Source organism: Pseudomonas sp. GD04158, assembly GCF_029834875.1.
GTDB classification, from domain to species: Bacteria; Pseudomonadota; Gammaproteobacteria; order Pseudomonadales; family Pseudomonadaceae; genus Aquipseudomonas; species Aquipseudomonas hydrolytica.
Genome location: NZ_JAODYT010000004.1, coordinates 64,296 through 83,324 on the forward strand (window position 1 = coordinate 64,296; position 19,029 = coordinate 83,324).

A 19,029-nucleotide genomic window follows, 5' to 3' on the forward strand; every position below is an offset into this window, starting at 1 on the left:
TCGCCCGGAACGGCGCTCTTTTTCCTGCCCAGACAAGCTGTTACTGTACCGACCCAGAAGCCCAAAAGCCGCCATGGATCGGATCTCACGCCCGATGCGTCCCCTCCTCCTGCTGTCCCTGAGCCTGGCCTTGAGCTTTCCCGCCTCTGCGACTATCAGCGAAAGCCACGGCTACGCCCAGTTCGGGACACTCAAGTACCCCGCCAGCTTCACCCATTTCGACTGGGTCAACCCCGAGGCGCCCAAGGGCGGCACCCTGCGCATCATGGCCTCGGGCACTTTCGATACACTGAACCCCTACCCACTCAAGGGCAGCAGCCCGATTTCCACCGCGCATTTCCTGCAGTACGGCGTGACCGAGCTGAACGAACCGCTGATGGTCGGCACCGGCCCCTACGATCCGTCCGGGGACGAGCCAGCCTCCAGCTACGGCCTGATCGCCAGAAGCGTGGAGTACAGCGAGGACCGCAGCTGGGTGGTGTTCAACCTGCGCCCGGAAGCACGCTTTCACGACGGCAAGCCGATTACCGCCTATGACGTGGCCTTCTCCTACCGCCTGCTGCGCAGCGATGGCCATCCGCAATACCGTACCAACCTGCAGGAAGTGAAACGGGTCGACATTCTCGGCCGCCATCGCATCCGCTTCGTGTTCAAGCGCGCCGGCAATCCGCTGCTGATCCTGCGTCTCGGCGAATTGCCGGTACTGCCGCAGCATTATTGGAAGGACCGCGACTTCAAGGCGACCACCTTCGAACCTCCTCTGGGCAGCGGCCCCTACCGCATCATCCAGGTGGTACCCGGCCGACGCTTAGTGTTTCAGCGCGTGAAGAACTGGTGGGGCGAGGATCTGCCGGTCAACCGCGGCAAGTACAACTTCGACCGGGTCGAAGTGGAGTTCTACCGCGACAACCATGTGGCCTTCGAAGCCTTCAAGGCCGGTGAGTTCGACTTTTATATCGAGAACCAGGCGAAGAACTGGGCCAACGGCTATCGCTTCCCGGCCGTCATCCGCGGCGACGTGATCCGCGCCGAGATTCCGCACCAGATACCGACCCAGACCCAGGCGCTGTTCATGAACACCCGGCGCGCCACGTTCGCCGACCGCCGGGTGCGGCAGGCGCTGGGGCTGATGTTCGACTTCGAATGGACCAATCGCACCCTGTTCAACAACGCCTACGTGCGCGCGACCAGCTACTACCCCAACAGCGAGTTCTCGGCCACCGGCAAGCCCGAGGGCGCCGAATGGCTGCTGCTGTCGCCACACCGCGACAAGCTACCCGCCCAGCTGTTCACCGAACCGCCGACACAACCGGTAACCGATGGCCGCGGCATCCCTCGGGAAACCTTGCGTCGCGCGCTCGGTCTATTGGCCGACGCCGGCTGGAAGCCCGCCGGCCAGGAGTTGCGCAACGCCCGCGGCGAGCGCCTCGAGTTCGAGATCATGCTGGTCAACCCCAGCCTCGAGCGCATTCTTCAACCCTATGTCGCCAACCTCGCCAGCGTCGGCGTTCGCGCCAATCTGCGCACTGTCGACCGTGCCCAGTACAAGCAACGCCTCGACCAGTTCGACTACGACATGATCCTGCTCACCCTGCCACAGACCCTGAGCCCCGGCCTGGAACAGTCGCTGTACTTCCATTCCAGCCAGGTGGGCATCAAGGGTGGCCGCAACTATGCGGGGGTCAGTGACCCGGTGGTCGACGAGATGATCGACAAACTGCTGTCGGCGCAGACCCGGGACGAACAGATCGCGGCCACCCGCGCGCTGGACCGGGTCTTGCTTTGGCAGCACTACAGCATTCCCAACTGGTACATCAACTATCACCGCCTGGCGTACCGCAACCGGTTCGCCTTCGTCACCACGCCGCCCTATACCCTGGGCTTGCGCACCTGGTGGCTGAAGCCTACGGAGAACGCTCGATGATCCACCCGCTGCGCAGTATCCTGCTCCACGGTAGCAGCCTCATCTTGCTCGGCCTGGCCGGCCTCGCCCTCGCCGCCCCCAAGCACGCCGCCACCCTCTATGATGAACCACCGAAGTATCCCGCCGACTTCCAGCACTTCGAATACGCCAACCCTGACGCACCGAAAGGTGGCATTTTCCGCCAGGCCGGCTTCGGCAGCTTCGACAGCCTCAACCCCTTCATCAGCAAGGGCGTTTCCGCTACCGACATCGGCCTGATCTACGACACCCTCACGGTGCAGAGCCTGGACGAACCCTTCACCAGCTATGGCCTGCTCGCCGAGAAGATCGAGAAGGCACCGGACAACGCCTGGGTGCGTTTCCTACTGCGCAAGGAAGCGCGCTTTCACGATGGCGAGCCCGTCACCGCCGAGGACGTCAAGTTCACCTTCGACATCCTGATGGAGAAAGGCGCGCCCATGTACCGCGGCTACTACGCCGACGTCGAGCGCGTCGAGGTGGAGTCGCCGCACAGCGTGCGCTTCATCTTCAGGCACGCCGGCAACCGCGAGTTACCCCTGATCGTCGGCCAGCTGCCAGTGCTGCCCAAGCACTGGTGGGCCGAGCGCGACTTCAGCCGCAGCAATCTGGAAGTGCCGCTGGGCAGCGGCCCCTACCGCGTCGGCCGGGTGCAGGCCGGGCGCAGTATCCGCTATGAGCGCGTCAAGGACTGGTGGGCCAAGGACCTGCCCGTGAGCCGCGGTTTCTACAACTTCGACCAGATGCAGGTCGATTACTACCGCGACAACACCGTGGCCCTGGAAGCACTCAAGGCCGGACAGTTCGATTACTGGCTGGAAACCAGTGCGAAGAACTGGGCGACTGCCTACAGCATCCCCGCCGTCGCCAACGGTCAGCTGATCAAGGAAGAGATCCAGAACCGCAATCCGACCGGCATGCAGGGCTTCATCTTCAACACCCGCCGCCCGCAGTTCCAGGACCGCCGCGTACGCGAGGCCCTGGGCCTGCTGTTCGACTTCGAATGGGCCAACAAGCGCCTGTTCAACGGCGCCTACATTCGCACCCGCAGCTATTTCGATAACTCCGAACTGGGCTCGCAGGGCCTGCCCGGTGAAGACGAGCTGGCGATTCTCGAGCCGCTACGGGGCAAGATTCCGGCCGAGGTGTTCAGCGAAGAGTTCCGCGTACCGGTCACCGACGGCAGCGGCATCATCCGCGAACAGCAGCGCCGCGCCTATCAGCTTTTGCAGCAGGCCGGCTGGCGCATCGAGGGCGACCGCATGCTCGACGCAGGCGGCCAGCCGGTGAGCTTCGAGTTTCTGCTGGCGCAGACCGAGTTCGAGCGCGTTCTGCTGCCCTTCAAGCGCAACCTGGCCGACCTCGGCATGGAGCTGGTGATTCGCCGCGTCGACGTCTCGCAGTACATCAACCGTCTGCGCTCGCGCGACTTCGACATGATCGTCGGCGGCTTCGGCCAATCCAACTCGCCGGGCAACGAGCAGCGCGAATACTGGCACTCCTCCAGCGCCGACAATCCCGGCAGCCGCAACTACATCGGCCTCAAGGACCCGGCCATCGACCAGCTCGTCGAAGGCCTGATCAACGCCGATTCGCGGCAAAGCCTCATCGCCCATACCCGCGCTCTTGACCGTGTCCTGCTGTGGGGCCATTACGTGATCCCCAACTGGCACATCAAGACCTGGCGCGTCGCCTACTGGAACCGCTTCGAGCATCCCAAGGTAACGCCGCTGTACGACATCGGCCTGCACACCTGGTGGGTACGCCCGGGCCTCGAGCAGCCCAGCGCAGCGCAGCGGCAAGCGGCCGAACAGGCGGAGCAATAACATGCTGGCCTATATCATCCGCCGTCTGCTGCTGATCATCCCGACCCTGTTCGGCATTCTGGTGATCAACTTCATCATCATCCAGGCCGCCCCCGGCGGGCCGGTGGAGCAGATGATCGCCAAGCTCGAAGGCTTCGATGGCGCCACCAGCCGCATCGCCGGCGGTGGTGCCGAGGTCTCGGTGGCCGGCTCCAACTACCGCGGCGCCCAGGGCCTTGACCCGCAGCTGATCGCCGAGATCGAGAAGATGTACGGCTTCGACAAGTCGGCGCCGGAACGCTTCTGGATCATGCTGAAGAACTACGCCCAGCTGGACTTCGGTGCCAGTTTCTTCCGCGATGCTCAGGTCATCGACCTGATCATCGAGAAGATGCCGGTGTCGATCTCGCTCGGACTATGGAGCACCCTGATCATGTATCTGGTCTCCATCCCCCTGGGCATCGCCAAGGCTACCCGCCACGGCAGCGCCTTCGACGTCTGGACCAGCTCGGCGATCATCGTCGGCTACGCCATCCCGGCGTTCCTCTTCGCCATTCTGCTGATCGTGCTGTTTGCCGGGGGCAGCTACTGGGACTGGTTCCCGCTGCGCGGGCTGACCTCGAACAACTTCGAGGAGCTCAGCTTAGGCGGCAAGATCCTCGACTACCTCTGGCACCTGGTGCTACCAGTCACTGCCCTGGTGATCGGCAACTTCGCCACCCTGACCCTGCTGACCAAGAACAGCTTCCTCGACGAGATCAACAAACAGTACGTGATCACGGCCCGGGCCAAGGGCCTGACCAACCATCGCGTGCTCTACGGCCATGTGTTTCGCAACGCCATGCTGCTGATCATCGCCGGTTTCCCTGCCGCCTTCATCGGCATCTTCTTCACCGGTTCCCTGCTGATCGAGGTGATCTTCTCCCTCGATGGTCTGGGCCTGATGAGCTTCGAGGCAGCGATCAACCGCGACTATCCGGTGGTGTTCGGCACCCTGTTCATCTTCACCTTGCTGGGGCTGATCGTGAAACTGATCGGTGACATCACCTACACCCTGGTCGATCCGCGCATCGACTTCGAAAGCCGGGAGGGTTGAGCATGAAACTCTCCCCTCTCAATCAACGCCGCTTCGACCGTTTCAAGGCGCACAAGCGTGGCTGGTGGTCGCTGTGGCTGTTCCTCATCCTGTTCGCCCTGAGCCTGGGCGCCGAGCTGATCGCCAACGACAAGCCATTGGCCGTGCGGTATGACGGGCAGTGGTACTTCCCGGTGCTCAAGCGCTACCCGGAAACGGTGTTCGGCGGCGAGTTCCCGCTGCAGGCCAACTACAAGAGCCCCTATATCCAGGAGCTGATCGCGGAAAAGGACGGCTGGATGATCTGGCCGCCGATTCCCTTCAGCTATTCGAGCATCAACTACGAACTGGAGGTTCCGGCCCCTGCCCCACCCTCGGCGCAGAACTGGCTGGGCACCGATGATCAGGGGCGCGACGTGCTGGCGCGGGTGATCTACGGTTTTCGCATCTCGGTGCTGTTCGCCCTGATCCTGACCCTTGCCAGTTCGGTGATCGGCGTCATCGCCGGCGCCCTGCAGGGCTTCTACGGCGGCTGGGTCGACCTGCTCGGCCAGCGCTTTCTCGAGATCTGGTCCGGCCTGCCGGTGCTCTATCTGCTGATCATCCTGGCCAGCTTCGTGCAGCCGAACTTCTGGTGGCTGCTGGGCATCATGCTGCTGTTCTCCTGGATGAGCCTGGTGGACGTGGTGCGCGCCGAATTCCTGCGCGGCCGCAACCTCGAGTACGTGCGTGCGGCGCGGGCGCTGGGCATGGGCAACGGCGCCATCATGTTCCGCCACATCCTGCCCAACGCCATGGTCTCGACCATGACCTTCATGCCCTTCATCCTCACCGGCGCCATCGGCACGCTGACTGCGCTGGACTTCCTCGGCTTCGGCCTGCCGCCTGGCGCACCGTCGCTGGGCGAGCTGGTCGCCCAGGGCAAGAGCAACCTGCAGGCGCCCTGGCTGGGCATCAGCGCCTTCGCCGTGCTGGCGATCATGCTGAGCCTGCTGGTGTTCATCGGCGAAGCCGCCCGCGATGCCTTCGACCCGAGGAAATGACATGAGCCAGAACGAAACCCTGCTGCAAGTACGCGACCTGGCCGTCGAGTTCGTCATGGGCGAACAGTGCCAGCGCGTGGTCGAAGGCGTCAGCTTCGACATCCATAAAGGCGAGACCCTGGCCCTGGTTGGCGAGAGTGGCTCGGGCAAGTCGGTCACGGCGCACTCCATCCTGCGCCTTTTGCCCTACCCGCTGGCGCGGCATCCGGCCGGCAGCATCGAGTACGCCGGGCAGGATCTGCTCAAGCTCGGCGAGGGCCGCCTGCGCGGCATCCGTGGCAACCGCATCGCCATGGTCTTTCAGGAGCCGATGACCTCGCTCAACCCGCTGCACTGCATCGAGAAGCAGATCAACGAGGTGCTCGCCCTGCACAAAGGGTTGCGCGGCAAGGCCGCCAGCGCACGTACCCTGGAGCTGCTGGAACTGGTGGGCATTCCCGAACCGAAGAAACGCCTGAAGGCCTACCCGCACGAACTTTCCGGCGGCCAGCGGCAGCGGGTGATGATCGCCATGGCCCTGGCCAACGAGCCCGAGCTGCTGATCGCCGACGAGCCCACCACCGCGCTGGACGTCACCGTGCAGCTGAAAATCCTCGAACTGCTCAAGGATCTGCAGGCGCGCCTGGGAATGTCCTTGCTGCTGATCAGCCACGATCTCAACCTGGTACGGAGAATTGCCCATCGCGTATGTGTCATGCAGCGCGGTCGCATCGTCGAACAGGCGTCGTGTGAACAATTGTTCCAGGCTCCAGAGCATCCCTATACCCGGGAACTGCTCGGCGCCGAGCCCAGCGGCGATCCCGCGGCCAACCCCGTGGGCCAGCCGATACTGGAAGTGGACGACCTGCGCGTGTGGTTCCCGATCAAGAAGGGGCTGCTGCGCCGGACGGTGGATCATGTCAAGGCAGTGGACGGCATCAACTTCAGCCTGCCCCAGGGCCAAACCCTGGGCATCGTGGGTGAAAGCGGTTCCGGTAAGTCCACCCTGGGCATGGCCATTCTGCGGTTGCTCGCCAGCCGCGGTGACATCCGCTTTCAGGGCCAGCAGCTGCAGGGCATGAGCCAGCATGAGGTACGTCCCCTGCGGCGACAGATGCAGGTGGTGTTCCAGGACCCCTTCGGTAGCCTGAGCCCACGCATGTCGGTGGCCCAGATCGTCGGAGAAGGCCTGCGCATTCACCGCATGGGCAGCGAGGCAGAGCAGGAACAGGCGATCATCGACGCGCTTTTGGAGGTAGGGCTGGACCCGCAGACGCGGCATCGCTACCCCCACGAGTTTTCCGGCGGGCAACGGCAGCGGATTGCCATTGCCCGGGCACTGGTGTTGAAACCGGCGCTGATTCTGCTGGACGAGCCCACCTCGGCGCTCGACCGCACGGTTCAGCGCCAGGTGGTGGAGTTGTTGCGCGGCTTGCAGGCCAAGTACAACCTGACCTATCTGTTTATCAGCCATGACCTGGCGGTAGTCAGAGCGCTGAGCCACCAGTTGATGGTGGTCAAGCAGGGCCAGGTAGTGGAACAGGGGTCTGCCGAGTCGATCTTCAGCGCACCGCAACACCCTTATACGCAGCAGTTGCTGGAAGCCGCTTTCATGGCCCCGGCAACGGCTCACTGATCCTTGAAACAGGAAGAGGAATAGCACAATGGGTTTTCTAACCGGTAAGCGCGTACTCATCGTTGGCGTTGCCAGCAAACTGTCCATCGCCTCGGGTATCGCCGCCGCCATGCACCGCGAAGGTGCCGAGCTGGCTTTCACCTACCAGAACGAGAAGCTCAAGGGCCGCGTCGAAGAGTTCGCCGCCGGCTGGGGCTCCAGCGCCGACCTGTGCTTCCCCTGCGATGTGGCCAGCGACGAGGAAATCGCCGCGGTGTTCGAAGCGCTGAGCAAGAAGTGGGACGGTCTGGACTGCATCGTCCACTCGGTCGGCTTCGCCCCGGGCGACCAGCTCAATGGCGACTTCACCGAAGTGACCACCCGTGAAGGCTTCAAGATCGCCCACGACATCAGCGCCTACAGCTTCGTCGCCCTGGCCAAGGCCGGTCGCGAGATGATGAAGGGCCGCAACGGCAGCCTGCTCACCCTCTCCTACCTGGGCGCCGAGCGCACCATGCCGAACTACAACGTGATGGGCATGGCCAAGGCCAGCCTGGAAGCTGGCGTGCGCTACCTGGCCGGCAGCCTCGGCCCGGAAGGCACTCGCGTCAACGCCATTTCCGCCGGCCCGATCCGTACCCTGGCTGCCAGCGGCATCGCCAGTTTCCGCAAGATGCTGGCCGCCAACGAGAAGCAGACCCCGCTGCGCCGCAACGTCACCATCGAGGAAGTCGGCAACGCCGGTGCCTTCCTCTGCTCCGACCTGGCCTCGGGCATCAGCGGCGAGATCATGTACGTCGACGGTGGCTTCAACACCACCGCCATGGGCGCCATGGAAGACTGAGAAGGTCGCCGGGCATCGTAGAGCGATGCCCGGTTCCGCTGCTCCCCATGCACGGCCCAGCCGTGCCTGAACCCACAACGCCGCACTTTGCTCAGCAAGTGCGGCGTTGTCGTTTCTGGCGTTTGTCAGCATTCAAACCGAATCGAAACGCCAGCACTACTCGGCACGCTTCAACCTTGGCGTTGTCCTAGCTGGGAAGCCTGGAACCGAGATGGGTGAATGACCCCGACAAACAAATGGCGAGCCTGCCTGATCTGCGCGCTATGCGGCCTGGTGCTCGGCTGCGCCCTGCCGCCACTGGATGGCCGTACCGAGAGTCAGGCCTTCACCCAGGAAGAAACGGCCGATACAACGCTGGGACAGGCTCTGGGCAGCGAGCGAGACGCTCATCCCGGGCTGTCCGGCATCCTGACGCTGGCGGCTGCCCGAGATGCCTTCGCCGCGCGCATGCTCATGGTCGAAGCAGCCGAGCGTAGCATCGATGTGCAGTACTACATCTGGCGCGACGACATCACCGGCACCCTATTGCTCGATGCCCTGCTCAGAGCGGCCGAACGAGGCGTTCGTGTCCGCCTGTTGCTGGACGACAACGGTATCGCCGGGCTCGATCAGATCCTGAGCACGCTCGACCACCACCCCAACATCGAGGTGCGCCTGTTCAATCCCTTCTCCCTGCGCCAGGCCAAGGTGCTGGGTTATCTGACCCATTTCCCCCGCGCCAACCGGCGCATGCACAACAAGTCCTTCACCGTGGACAACCAGGCCACCATTATCGGCGGGCGCAATATCGGCGACGAATACTTCGAGGCCAGCGAAGGCGTGCTCTTCGCCGACCTCGACGTTCTGGCCATCGGCCCGGTGGTGGCCGACACCTCCGCCGATTTCGATCGCTACTGGGCCAGCGATTCGAGCTATCCGCTGGAGCTGATCGTGCCTCGCAGGCGGAACACCCCGCTGCGCCTGCATGATCTCGCGGCCGACCTGTCCGACTCACCTGCAGCCAGCGGTTACGTGAAGGCCCTGCAGGAAAGCGAGTTCATCCAACGCTTGCTGGACAAGCGCCTGAGCTTCGAATGGAGCGAGACCACGCTGGTCAGTGACGATCCCGCCAAGGGTCTCGGCACGGCCAGTGACGGCCAGCTGTTGATCAGCCACCTGGGCGAGATGCTCGACATCCCCGAATCGCGGGTCGACCTCGTCTCCCCCTACTTCGTCCCCACGCAAACCGGCGTCGATATCTTCACCGGCCTGGTTCAACGCGGCGTCGAAGTGCGCATTCTCACCAATGCACTGGAAGCAACGGACGTGACGCCCGTCCATGCCGGCTACGCCAAACGCCGTCGCGCACTGCTGGAAGGCGGCGTCAAACTCTATGAAATGCGTCTGGGAGCGGAGGACGACGGCCATCGGGAAAGGGCCGGGCCGTTTGGCAGCTCCGGCTCGAGCCTGCATGCCAAGACCTTCGCGCTCGATGGCCAGCGGGTCTTCATCGGCTCATTCAACTTCGACCCACGCTCCGCCAGCCTCAACACGGAGATGGGCTTCCTCATCGAAAGCCCGGCACTGGCCGCAGCCATTGGTCAGGCATTCGAAGGCGATATCCCGGCCAATGCCTATGAGCTGGGCCTGGACGAAAACGGCCGGATCTACTGGCTGCAGCGCCAGGATGGCGAGCTGCGCCGATTCGACAGCGACCCCGGCACAGGCCTGCTCAAGCGTCTGGGCGTGCGCCTGCTATCGTGGCTGCCCATCGAATGGCTGTTATGACCCGCAAAAGAAAAGCCCCGCACCAGGCGGGGCTTTTTTCGCAGCGGACGACGATCAGAAACGCTCGATGTCGGCCTTGGCTTCCAGCTGCTTGCGTAGCGCAGCGAAGTCCTGCTGACCGGCGCGCGATGCCAGGAAGTTGCGATACATTGCCAGCTCTTCGCTGGTCAGCGCTTCATCGGGCGCGTTCACGCCATCGAGGCGCAGCACGACGTAATCGCCATTGTTCAGCGTCACGCCGGCGTAGCTCGGCTCGCCTGCAGTGGTCGGCTTGGACATGCGGAACAGCGCCTGCAAAACCTTGGGCTCCACGCCATCCTGACTACGGGTGGCCGCTTCCTGCACCTGCCAGTTCGCCCCCTCCGACTCGCCAGCCCGGGCCGCAGCCAGCAGCTTCTCGCCCTCCGCCTTGGCGGCGGCGCTGGCACGCTCCTGCAACAGGTGAGCGCGAATGCTCTCGGCCACCTGCTCGAGCGGCAGCTGCTCGGGCTTGCGGTGCTCCTTGGCGCGCACCACCACGACGGTGCTCGGGTCCAGTTCGATGGTGGAACTGTTGGTACCGTCCTCCAGTACTTCAGGACTGAAGGCAGCCTGCAGCACCTGACGATTGGCAGTGATGCCCGTGGCACCGCCCTCGCGACCGAACGCCTCGCTGACCTTCAGTTCGAGCCCCAGCTCCTGAGCCGGCTGAGCCAGATCGGAAGCTTCGAACGCGGCGTCTTCCAGCTGCTTGGTTGCTTCGACGAAACGCTGCTCGACCTGCTGCGCCTTGAAATCGCGAGCCAGCTTGTCCTTGAGGCTGTCGAAGCTCGGCACCTCGGGCGCCTGCACGCCGAGCAGCTTGATCAGGTGCCAGCCAAAGTCGCTGCGTACGGGCTCGGAAACCTGGCCCGTTTGCAGCGCATAGAGCGCCTCTTCGAACGCCGGATCGTAGACGCCAGGGCCGGCATAACCCAGATCACCGCCATCGGCAGCCGAGCCCGGATCCTCGGAAAACTCCTTGGCCAGTGCCGCGAAATCCTCGCCTGCATCGACGCGCGCCTTGATTTCCTCGATCTTGGTGCGCGCCGCGGCGTCGTCACCCTCGATCAGGATGTGCGCCGCCTGACGCTGCTCTGCCAGATTGGCGATCTCGCTCTCGTAGAGCGGCTGCAGATCATCGTCGCTGACTTCGATCTGATCGAAGAAGCTGTCCTTGTGCAGCTCGACGTATTCCAGCACCACCTGCTCGGGGCTCATGAATTCGCTGGCATGCTCGTCGTAGTAGGCCTGCACGTCGCTGTCCGCCAGTTCCACGGCAGCCGGATCGGCCTTGATGGTGACGCTGGCGAAGTCGCGGGTCTGACGCTCCAGATTGGCGAACGCGCGTGCGTCCTGCTCGGTGACGAAGCTGCTGGCACCGATACCGGCACGCAGCTGGCCGATCAGCATTTCCTCTTCCAGCATCTGGCGGAACTGCAGGCGGGTGTAGCCCATCTGGCGGATGACCTGATCGAAGCGTGCAGCATCGAAGCGGCCATCTACCTGGAATTCGGGGGTTTGCAGGATCACCTGATCCAGCGAGCCTTGCGAGAAGGCGAAATGCGCGTCGCCCGCCGCCTGCAGCAGCAGTTTGCGCTCGATAAGACCCTTGAGCGAAGCCTCGCGCAGCAGTTTGTCGTCGAGCAGCGAGGCATCGAAATCGCGGCCCAGCTGCTGCAGCAGCTGACGGCGCTGCATCTCGACGGCCTGGTTGAGCTCATTGAGGGTAATGGTGTCACCGTTCACGTCAGCCGCATTGTTGCGGTTGCTGGTACCCGTGACGATGGCTTCGAAACCGGTGAAGGCCATCAGCATCACGATGAGGCCGATGATGATTTTGGCAATCCAACCGCGTGAATTGTCCCTGATGTTTTGCAGCATGCTTCCCCCAGAACGACTGTACAAAGTCACCAGCCGCGCAGTGTGGGTAATGTCCAGATAGAAGAAAGGCGCATCCTTGGATGCGCCTTCTCGTAACGCGTTAAGCGGTCAGTGCAGAAAAGTCTCCGACTCCCTGCTCTGCCTCCTAACAGCCGCCAGACAGAGTCCGGCGGCGAGGCAAACCCGGAAGACGCTTAGTTGACGGCGTCTTTCAGAGCCTTGCCAGCTTTGAAGCCCGGGATCTTGGCAGCAGCGATGCTGATCGGCTTGCCGGTCTGCGGGTTGCGGCCAGTGCGAGCAGCACGCTCTTTGACAGCGAAGGTGCCGAAGCCAACCAGTACGACGGAATCACCAGCCTTCAGAGCGCCAGTGACGGATTCAATCACTGCATCCAGCGCGCGGCCAGCAACAGCTTTCGGGATATCAGCAGATGCAGCGATAGCATCGATCAGTTCCGACTTGTTCACTCTAAGTCCCCTTATTTCTGTTGAGTTTGTTTCTTGATTTTTAGTGTAAGCAAAGCGGGTGCTGGATGGCCTGCCGACACAATAAAAGCCGCTTTATAACAAGGGCTCAAAAATTGTGTCAAGGAAGCCCCCCGGCTAATGCGTGCTGATTCGCTCCTTGGAATCAGACTCGCGCTTGTCATCCGTTGCAACCATCTCGGGAGCCGCATCGGGCAAGGGCTCCGGGGCGTATTGCAGCGCAATTTGCAGGACCTCGTCAATCCATTTAACCGGTTTAATCTGCAGGTCTTGCTTAATATTTTCCGGAATTTCTTTCAGATCACGCACATTTTCTTCGGGAATGATCACCGTCTTGATCCCACCGCGATGTGCAGCCAGAAGTTTTTCCTTGAGACCGCCAATGGCCAGCACCTGACCTCGCAGGGTGATCTCACCGGTCATGGCGACATCGGCACGCACCGGAATCTGCGTCAGCGCCGAGACCAGTGCCGTGCACAGGCCAATGCCTGCACTCGGGCCATCCTTGGGCGTAGCACCTTCGGGCATGTGGATGTGAACGTCGCGCTTTTCGTTGAAATCTGCAGGGATTCCCAGACTCTTGGCACGGCTGCGCACCACGGTCATGGCGGCGGTCATGGACTCCGCCATCACGTCACCCAGCGAACCGGTCTTGATCAGATTGCCCTTGCCCGGCACCACGGCGGTCTCGATGGTCAGCAACTCACCACCGACCTGAGTCCAGGCCAGCCCGGTCACCTGGCCGATCTGATCCTGCTGCTCGGCCAGGCCATAGCGGTGCTTGCGCACGCCGAGGAAGTGCTCCAGCGAATCGGCCGTCACCCGCACCTGGAAGCGCTTCTCGCTGGCATGTTCCTTGACCGCCTTGCGGCAGACCTTGGCAATTTGCCGCTCCAGACTGCGCACGCCCGCCTCGCGGGTGTAGTAGCGGATGATGTCGCGGATGGCCGCCTCTTCGAATTCAAGCTCGCCCTTCTTCAGGCCATTGGCCTTGATCTGCTTGGGCGCCAGGTACTTGATGGCGATGTTGACCTTTTCGTCCTCGGTGTAGCCCGGCAGACGAATGACCTCCATGCGGTCCAGCAGCGGGCCGGGGATGTTCATCGAGTTGGCGGTGCAGAGGAACATCACATCCGAGAGGTCGTAGTCGACTTCCAGATAGTGATCGTTGAAGTTGTGGTTCTGCTCCGGATCGAGCACCTCAAGCAGCGCGGACGCAGGGTCGCCGCGCATGTCCTGCCCCATCTTGTCGATCTCGTCGAGCAAAAACAGCGGGTTGCGCACGCCGACCTTGGTCATCTTCTGGATCAGACGACCCGGCATGGAGCCGATATAGGTACGGCGGTGGCCGCGAATCTCGGCCTCATCGCGCACGCCACCGAGGGCCATGCGCACGAACTTGCGATTAGTCGCGGCGGCGATGGACTCGGCCAGCGAGGTCTTGCCCACGCCGGGCGGGCCAACCAGGCACAGCACAGGCCCCTTGAGTTTCTTCACCCGTTTCTGCACGGCGAGATACTCGAGGATGCGCTCCTTGACCTCTTCCAGGCCGTAATGGTCGGCATCGAGAATGCTCTCTGCGCGCGCCAGATCCAGGCGCACCTTGCTCTCGGCCTTCCACGGCACATTGACCAGCCAATCGATGTAGGAGCGCACGACGGTAGCTTCGGCGGACATTGGCGACATCTGCTTGAGCTTGTTCAGCTCGGCATTGGCCTTGGTCAGCGCCTCCTTGGTCAGGCCGGCGTTGTCGATGCGCTTCTTCAGCTCGTCGATCTCGTTGTGGCCTTCGTCGATATCGCCCAGTTCCTTCTGAATGGCCTTCATCTGCTCATTCAGGTAGTACTCGCGCTGGCTGCGCTCCATCTGCTTCTTCACGCGGCCACGGATGCGCTTTTCCACCTGCAGCAGGTCGATCTCGGCATCCAGCAGCGCCAGTACATGCTCGACACGAGCGGACAGCGAGGTGATCTCGAGGATTTCCTGCTTCTGCTCGATCTTCAGCGCCATGTGCGCCGCCATGGTGTCGACCAGGCGGCTGGGCTCGTCGATGCTGTTGAGCGACGACAGCACCTCGGCCGGCACCTTCTTGCCCAGTTGCACGTACTGCTCGAATTGGCTCAGCAGACTGCGGGTGAATACCTCCGACTCGCGCTCGGCAGTATCCCCCTCCTCGATCAGCTGGACTTCGGCCCGGCAATGATCATCGAGTTCGATGAAACGCTCGATGGCGCCACGCTGCTCACCTTCGACCAGCACTTTCACGGTGCCGTCGGGCAGCTTGAGCAGTTGCAGAACGGTGGCAACGGTACCCACGCGATACAGATCCTGGTCATCCGGATCGTCGACGGCCGGGTTCTTCTGGGCCACCAGCAGAATCTGCTTGTCGCCCGTCATCGCTGCCTCGAGGGCCTCGATGGATTTCTCACGCCCGACGAAAAGCGGGATGACCATGTGCGGATAGACCACAACATCGCGCAACGGCAGGAGAGGCAATTCGATGGTTGTCTTCATGATTTCGGCTCAGCGGCGGCCATGAGGCCGTGAACAGGCGGGATTACCCTTGGCTTTTAAGATGGGGGTAGCTCCCGTAAAAAACAAGCGCAATGTCCAGAAAAGCGAAGGGGCCCATAGGGCCCCTTCTTTGCACCGTGTAACAGCTTCTACGCGTCTGGCGCGGCCTTGGCCTGAGGCTCGCTGTTCTCGTAGATCAGCAGCGGCTTGGAGGAACCGTCGATGACGCTCTCGTCGATCACCACCTTGCTCACGTCCTGCTGGGACGGGATCTCGTACATGGTATCGAGCAGGATGCCTTCGAGGATCGAACGCAGGCCGCGGGCCCCGGTCTTGCGCTCCAGCGCCCTCTGCGCAACGGACTTCAGCGCATCGGAGCGGAACTCCAGGTCGACGCCTTCCATCTCGAAGAGCTTGGCGTACTGCTTGGTCAGCGCGTTCTTAGGCTCGGTCAGGATCTGCACCAGAGCCGCTTCGTCCAGCTCCTCCAGGGTCGCGATGACCGGCAGACGACCGACGAACTCGGGAATCAAACCGAACTTGACCAGATCGTCCGGCTCGACCTCACGCAGGGACTCGCCGATCTTCTTGCCTTCCTGCTTGCTGCGCACTTCCGCACCGAAGCCGATGCCGCCCTTGGTGGAGCGAGCCTGGATAACCTTCTCCAGGCCGGCGAACGCGCCGCCACAGATGAACAGGATGTTGCGCGTATCGACCTGCAGGAACTCCTGCTGCGGATGCTTGCGCCCGCCCTGCGGCGGAACCGAGGCTACCGTACCCTCGATCAGCTTGAGCAGCGCCTGCTGCACGCCCTCGCCCGACACGTCACGGGTGATGGACGGGTTGTCCGACTTGCGCGAGATCTTGTCGATTTCGTCGATGTACACGATGCCCATCTGGGCCTTCTCGACATCGTAGTCGCACTTCTGCAACAGCTTTTGAATGATGTTCTCGACGTCCTCACCCACGTAACCGGCCTCGGTCAGGGTGGTGGCGTCGGCGATGGTGAACGGCACGTTGAGCAGGCGCGCCAGCGTTTCGGCCAGCAGTGTCTTGCCCGACCCCGTAGGACCGATCAGCAGAATATTGCTCTTGCCCAGTTCGACATCGTCTTTCTTGTCGCGCTGGTTGAGACGTTTGTAGTGGTTGTACACCGCTACCGAAAGCACCTTTTTAGCGCGTTCCTGACCGATCACATATTGATCGAGGATCGCGCTGATTTCCTTGGGTGCCGGGAGTTTGTGCGCGCTGCTCTCGGCCTGGGCTTCCTGCACCTCCTCGCGGATGATGTCATTGCACAGGTCGACGCATTCGTCGCAGATGAAGACGGAAGGACCGGCGATCAACTTGCGCACTTCGTGCTGGCTTTTGCCGCAGAAGGAGCAATAAAGCAGTTTGCCGTTGTCCTCACCGTTACGTGTATCAGTCATTCGATCAATCCAATACGGTAGGCTTGCAACACAAGATGAAGGCAAATGCGGGCATTTTCAAGGGCGACGGACGCGCCGATGCACAATGCCCGCAGCCGGAACCTCATCTACACCGGCATTTGACGCTTTTCGTGAACGGCATCGACGATGCCGTACTCCACGGCGCGTGGAGCGCTCATGAAATTGTCGCGGTTGGTGTCGCGCTCGATGGTTTCCAGGCTCTGACCGGTGTGATGGGCCAGCAGTTCGTTCAGACGCTCACGAATGAAGAGAATTTCCTTGGCATGGATCTCGATATCCGAGGCTTGGCCCTGGAAGCCACCCAGCGGCTGGTGAATCATCACGCGCGAGTTCGGCAGGCAGAAGCGCTTGCCCTTGGCCCCACCGGCCAGCAGGAAGGCACCCATGCTGCAGGCCTGACCGATGCAGGTGGTGGACACGTCTGCCTTGATGAACTGCATGGTGTCGTAGATCGCCATGCCGGCGGTCACCGAGCCACCTGGTGAGTTGATGTACAGGTGAATGTCCTTGTCCGGGTTTTCTGCCTCCAGAAACAGCAACTGGGCGCAGATCAGGTTGGCCATGTAGTCCTCGACCTGGCCGACCAGGAAAATCACGCGCTCCTTGAGCAGGCGCGAGTAGATGTCGTAGGCACGCTCGCCACGAGCGGACTGCTCGATGACCATCGGCACCAGGCCGCCAGCGGCCTGGATTTCAGGCATGTTTTGCATAAAAGGATTGCGGGACATGTCTTGCGCTCACTCCCTAATAGTCATGTCTCAAATACGCATAAGCCAGCACTGAGGCTGGCTTATGGTGGTGTACTCGAACGAGGTTACGAGATCAGTCGGCTTTCGGGGCTTCCGCCGGCTTGACTGCGTCTTCGTAGGAGACCGCTTTATCGGTCACGTTGGCCTTCTGCAGAACAGTATCTACAACTTGCTCTTCCAGTACAACCGAACGCACTTCGTTCATCTGCTGGTCGTTCTTGTAGTACCAGGCCACAACCTGCTCGGGCTCCTGATAAGCCGAAGCCATTTCTTCGATCAGCTCACGCACGCGGGCTTCGTCAGGCTTCAGATCGAACTGCTTGACCACCTCGGCGACGATCAGACCCAGCACCACGCGACGCTTGGCCTGCTCTTCGAACAGCTCGGCCGGCAGCTGGTCAGGCTTGATGTTGCCGCCGAACTGCTGAACGGCCTGCACGCGCAGACGGTTCACTTCGTTGCCGATCAGCGCCTTCGGCACTTCGACCGGGTTGGCAGCCAGCAGGCCGTCCATTACCTGGTTCTTCACCTTGGACTTGATGGCCTGGCGCAGTTCGCGCTCCATGTTCTTGCGAACTTCGGCGCGGAAACCTTCCAGACCGCCTTCCTTGATGCCGAACAGGGCGAAGAACTCGTCGTTCAGCTCAGGCAGTTGCGGCGCGGAAACGCTGTTCACGGTAACGGTGAACTCGGCGGTCTTGCCGGCCAGGTCGAGGTTCTGATAGTCCTCGGGGAAGGTCGGGTTGATCACGCGCTCTTCACCGGCCTTGACGCCGACCAGGGCATCTTCGAAGCCCGGGATCATGCGGCCGGAGCCCAGCACCAGCTGGGTACCCTTGGCGCTGCCGCCAGCGAAGGCTTCGCCGTCGATCTTGCCGACGAAATCGATGTTCAGCTGATCGCCGTTCTCGGCAGCACGCTCGACAGCTTCGAAACGGGTGTTCTGCTTGCGCAGGATGTCGAGCATGTTGTCGACGTCGCTGTCGGCCACGTCAGCCTGCAGGCGCTCGATGGCGATGGAGTCGAAGCCGGTGACTTCGAACTCGGGGAAGACTTCGAAAGTGGCGACGTATTCCAGGTCCTTGCCCTTTTCGAAGGACTTCGGCTCGACAGCCGGGGCACCGGCCGGGTTCAGCTTCTGCTCGACCACGGCTTCGTAGAAGGTAGCCTGGATCAGGTCGCCCAGCGCTTCCTGACGAGCAGCGTCTTCGTAACGCTGACGGATAACGCTCATCGGCACCTTGCCAGGACGGAAGCCAGGGACCTTGGCACGACGGGCAGTCTGTTGCAGACGCTTGTTGACTTCGGTCTCGATGCGCTCGACGGGGACGCCGACGGTCATGCGGCGCTCAAGAGCAGAAGTGCTTTCAACAGAAACTTGCATGGATATTCCTCGTTGCACAGACATAAGCCGGCTCGAACCGGCCCCGAATCAAGGGCATGCATTCTAGAGGGTCGATATGAAGAAGTCACCCTAGAAGCAGGCGGCAATCGGGAGGGTTTTGTAAGATGGTGCGGACGGAGAGACTCGAACTCTCACACCTTGCGGCGCCAGAACCTAAATCTGGTGTGTCTACCAATTTCACCACGTCCGCGTGGTTTGAAGCTTAAAACAAAAACGCCAGGCTTTGGGCCTGGCGTTCTGGAATATGGGGTGGACGATGGGAATCGAACCCACGACACCAGGAGCCACAATCCTGTGCTCTACCAACTGAGCTACGCCCACCATATTGCATTGCTTACTCAAATTGCCTGACCGCCAAATGGCGCACCCGGCAGGACTCGAACCTGCGACCATCCGCTTAGAAGGCGGATGCTCTATCCAGCTGAGCTACGGGCGCTTATCCATCCGCTAGTG

Annotated in this window: 13 protein-coding genes and 3 tRNA genes; 7 read left to right on the forward strand and 9 right to left on the reverse strand. The window is 62.0% G+C overall.

All coding sequences use genetic code 11. The annotated features are described in order from the left end of the window. The first annotated feature begins 94 nt into the window (after positions 1-94). The 7 genes from N7333_RS02835 to N7333_RS02865 all read left to right on the forward strand — a co-directional run bounded on the left by N7333_RS02835 (position 95) and on the right by N7333_RS02865 (position 10,070). On the forward strand, positions 95-1,924 hold the full coding sequence (locus N7333_RS02835) for an extracellular solute-binding protein (protein ID WP_129482404.1): 1,830 nt from the start codon (positions 95-97) through the stop codon (positions 1,922-1,924). Next, positions 1,921-3,768, forward strand: a complete 1,848-nt coding sequence (locus N7333_RS02840; protein WP_003239964.1) for an extracellular solute-binding protein — start codon at positions 1,921-1,923, stop codon at positions 3,766-3,768. Before N7333_RS02835 ends, N7333_RS02840 begins: the two co-directional genes overlap by 4 nt. A gap of 1 nt (position 3,769) precedes the next feature. After that, positions 3,770-4,843, forward strand: coding sequence for a microcin C ABC transporter permease YejB (locus N7333_RS02845; protein WP_003239962.1), 1,074 nt, complete (start codon positions 3,770-3,772; stop codon positions 4,841-4,843). Positions 4,844-4,845: 2 nt separating this feature from the next. After that, complete coding sequence (locus N7333_RS02850) at positions 4,846-5,865, forward strand: ABC transporter permease (RefSeq protein ID WP_003239960.1); 1,020 nt, start codon at positions 4,846-4,848, stop codon at positions 5,863-5,865. Position 5,866: 1 nt separating this feature from the next. After that, entirely contained in the window at positions 5,867-7,480 is a 1,614-nt protein-coding gene (locus tag N7333_RS02855) for an ABC transporter ATP-binding protein (protein ID WP_012018486.1), read from the forward strand. Between the two features lie 28 nt (positions 7,481-7,508). After that, positions 7,509-8,303 carry an enoyl-ACP reductase FabI gene (gene fabI, locus N7333_RS02860; RefSeq protein ID WP_024308006.1) on the forward strand — a complete coding sequence of 265 codons (795 nt, stop codon included), beginning with the start codon at positions 7,509-7,511 and terminating at the stop codon, positions 8,301-8,303. 219 nt (positions 8,304-8,522) lie between these two features. Beyond that, positions 8,523-10,070, forward strand: a complete 1,548-nt coding sequence (locus tag N7333_RS02865; protein ID WP_129482403.1) for a phospholipase D family protein — start codon at positions 8,523-8,525, stop codon at positions 10,068-10,070. 54 nt (positions 10,071-10,124) lie between these two features. On the opposite strand, the gene N7333_RS02870 is transcribed toward N7333_RS02865, so the two are convergent. From N7333_RS02870 to N7333_RS02910, 9 genes are all read right to left on the reverse strand, one after another. After that, positions 10,125-11,972 carry a SurA N-terminal domain-containing protein gene (locus N7333_RS02870; RefSeq protein WP_129482402.1) on the reverse strand — a complete coding sequence of 616 codons (1,848 nt, stop codon included), beginning with the start codon at positions 11,970-11,972 and terminating at the stop codon, positions 10,125-10,127. 194 nt (positions 11,973-12,166) lie between these two features. After that, positions 12,167-12,439: a nucleoid-associated protein HU-beta gene (gene hupB, locus N7333_RS02875; RefSeq protein ID WP_003239952.1), complete on the reverse strand. Its 273-nt coding sequence runs from the start codon at positions 12,437-12,439 to the stop codon at positions 12,167-12,169. A 135-nt stretch (positions 12,440-12,574) separates the two neighbouring features. After that, positions 12,575-14,971 carry an endopeptidase La gene (gene lon / locus N7333_RS02880; protein ID WP_129482401.1) on the reverse strand — a complete coding sequence of 799 codons (2,397 nt, stop codon included), beginning with the start codon at positions 14,969-14,971 and terminating at the stop codon, positions 12,575-12,577. Between the two features lie 149 nt (positions 14,972-15,120). Continuing rightward, a complete protein-coding gene (clpX, locus tag N7333_RS02885) occupies positions 15,121-16,401 on the reverse strand; it encodes an ATP-dependent Clp protease ATP-binding subunit ClpX (RefSeq protein WP_003239947.1) in 1,281 nt (426 codons plus the stop codon). Between the two features lie 107 nt (positions 16,402-16,508). Further along, positions 16,509-17,150: an ATP-dependent Clp endopeptidase proteolytic subunit ClpP gene (gene clpP, locus N7333_RS02890; RefSeq protein ID WP_012018482.1), complete on the reverse strand. Its 642-nt coding sequence runs from the start codon at positions 17,148-17,150 to the stop codon at positions 16,509-16,511. Between the two features lie 94 nt (positions 17,151-17,244). Then, the gene (gene tig / locus N7333_RS02895) at positions 17,245-18,555 is read right to left on the reverse strand and encodes a trigger factor (protein ID WP_129482400.1); all 1,311 of its coding nucleotides are present in this window, start codon (positions 18,553-18,555) and stop codon (positions 17,245-17,247) included. 126 nt (positions 18,556-18,681) lie between these two features. Next, positions 18,682-18,766 (reverse strand) — tRNA-Leu (locus N7333_RS02900). 55 nt (positions 18,767-18,821) lie between these two features. Then, positions 18,822-18,897, reverse strand: a tRNA-His gene (locus tag N7333_RS02905). Positions 18,898-18,935: 38 nt separating this feature from the next. Next, a tRNA-Arg gene (locus N7333_RS02910) sits at positions 18,936-19,012 on the reverse strand. Positions 19,013-19,029 lie beyond the last annotated feature (17 nt).

What these genes read in the sequence shown, in the direction of transcription:
- N7333_RS02835 (WP_129482404.1), top strand. Translation starts at nt 95, where the DNA reads ATGCGTCCCCTCCTCCTGCTGTCCCTGAGCCTGGCCTTGAGCTTTCCC.
- N7333_RS02840 (WP_003239964.1), top strand. Translation starts at nt 1,921, where the DNA reads ATGATCCACCCGCTGCGCAGTATCCTGCTCCACGGTAGCAGCCTCATC.
- N7333_RS02845 (WP_003239962.1), top strand. Translation starts at nt 3,770, where the DNA reads ATGCTGGCCTATATCATCCGCCGTCTGCTGCTGATCATCCCGACCCTG.
- N7333_RS02850 (WP_003239960.1), top strand. Translation starts at nt 4,846, where the DNA reads ATGAAACTCTCCCCTCTCAATCAACGCCGCTTCGACCGTTTCAAGGCG.
- N7333_RS02855 (WP_012018486.1), top strand. Translation starts at nt 5,867, where the DNA reads ATGAGCCAGAACGAAACCCTGCTGCAAGTACGCGACCTGGCCGTCGAG.
- fabI (WP_024308006.1), top strand. Translation starts at nt 7,509, where the DNA reads ATGGGTTTTCTAACCGGTAAGCGCGTACTCATCGTTGGCGTTGCCAGC.
- N7333_RS02865 (WP_129482403.1), top strand. Translation starts at nt 8,523, where the DNA reads ATGACCCCGACAAACAAATGGCGAGCCTGCCTGATCTGCGCGCTATGC.
- N7333_RS02870 (WP_129482402.1), bottom strand. Translation starts at nt 11,972, where the DNA reads ATGCTGCAAAACATCAGGGACAATTCACGCGGTTGGATTGCCAAAATC.
- lon (WP_129482401.1), bottom strand. Translation starts at nt 14,971, where the DNA reads ATGAAGACAACCATCGAATTGCCTCTCCTGCCGTTGCGCGATGTTGTG.
- clpX (WP_003239947.1), bottom strand. Translation starts at nt 16,401, where the DNA reads ATGACTGATACACGTAACGGTGAGGACAACGGCAAACTGCTTTATTGC.
- clpP (WP_012018482.1), bottom strand. Translation starts at nt 17,150, where the DNA reads ATGTCCCGCAATCCTTTTATGCAAAACATGCCTGAAATCCAGGCCGCT.
- tig (WP_129482400.1), bottom strand. Translation starts at nt 18,555, where the DNA reads ATGCAAGTTTCTGTTGAAAGCACTTCTGCTCTTGAGCGCCGCATGACC.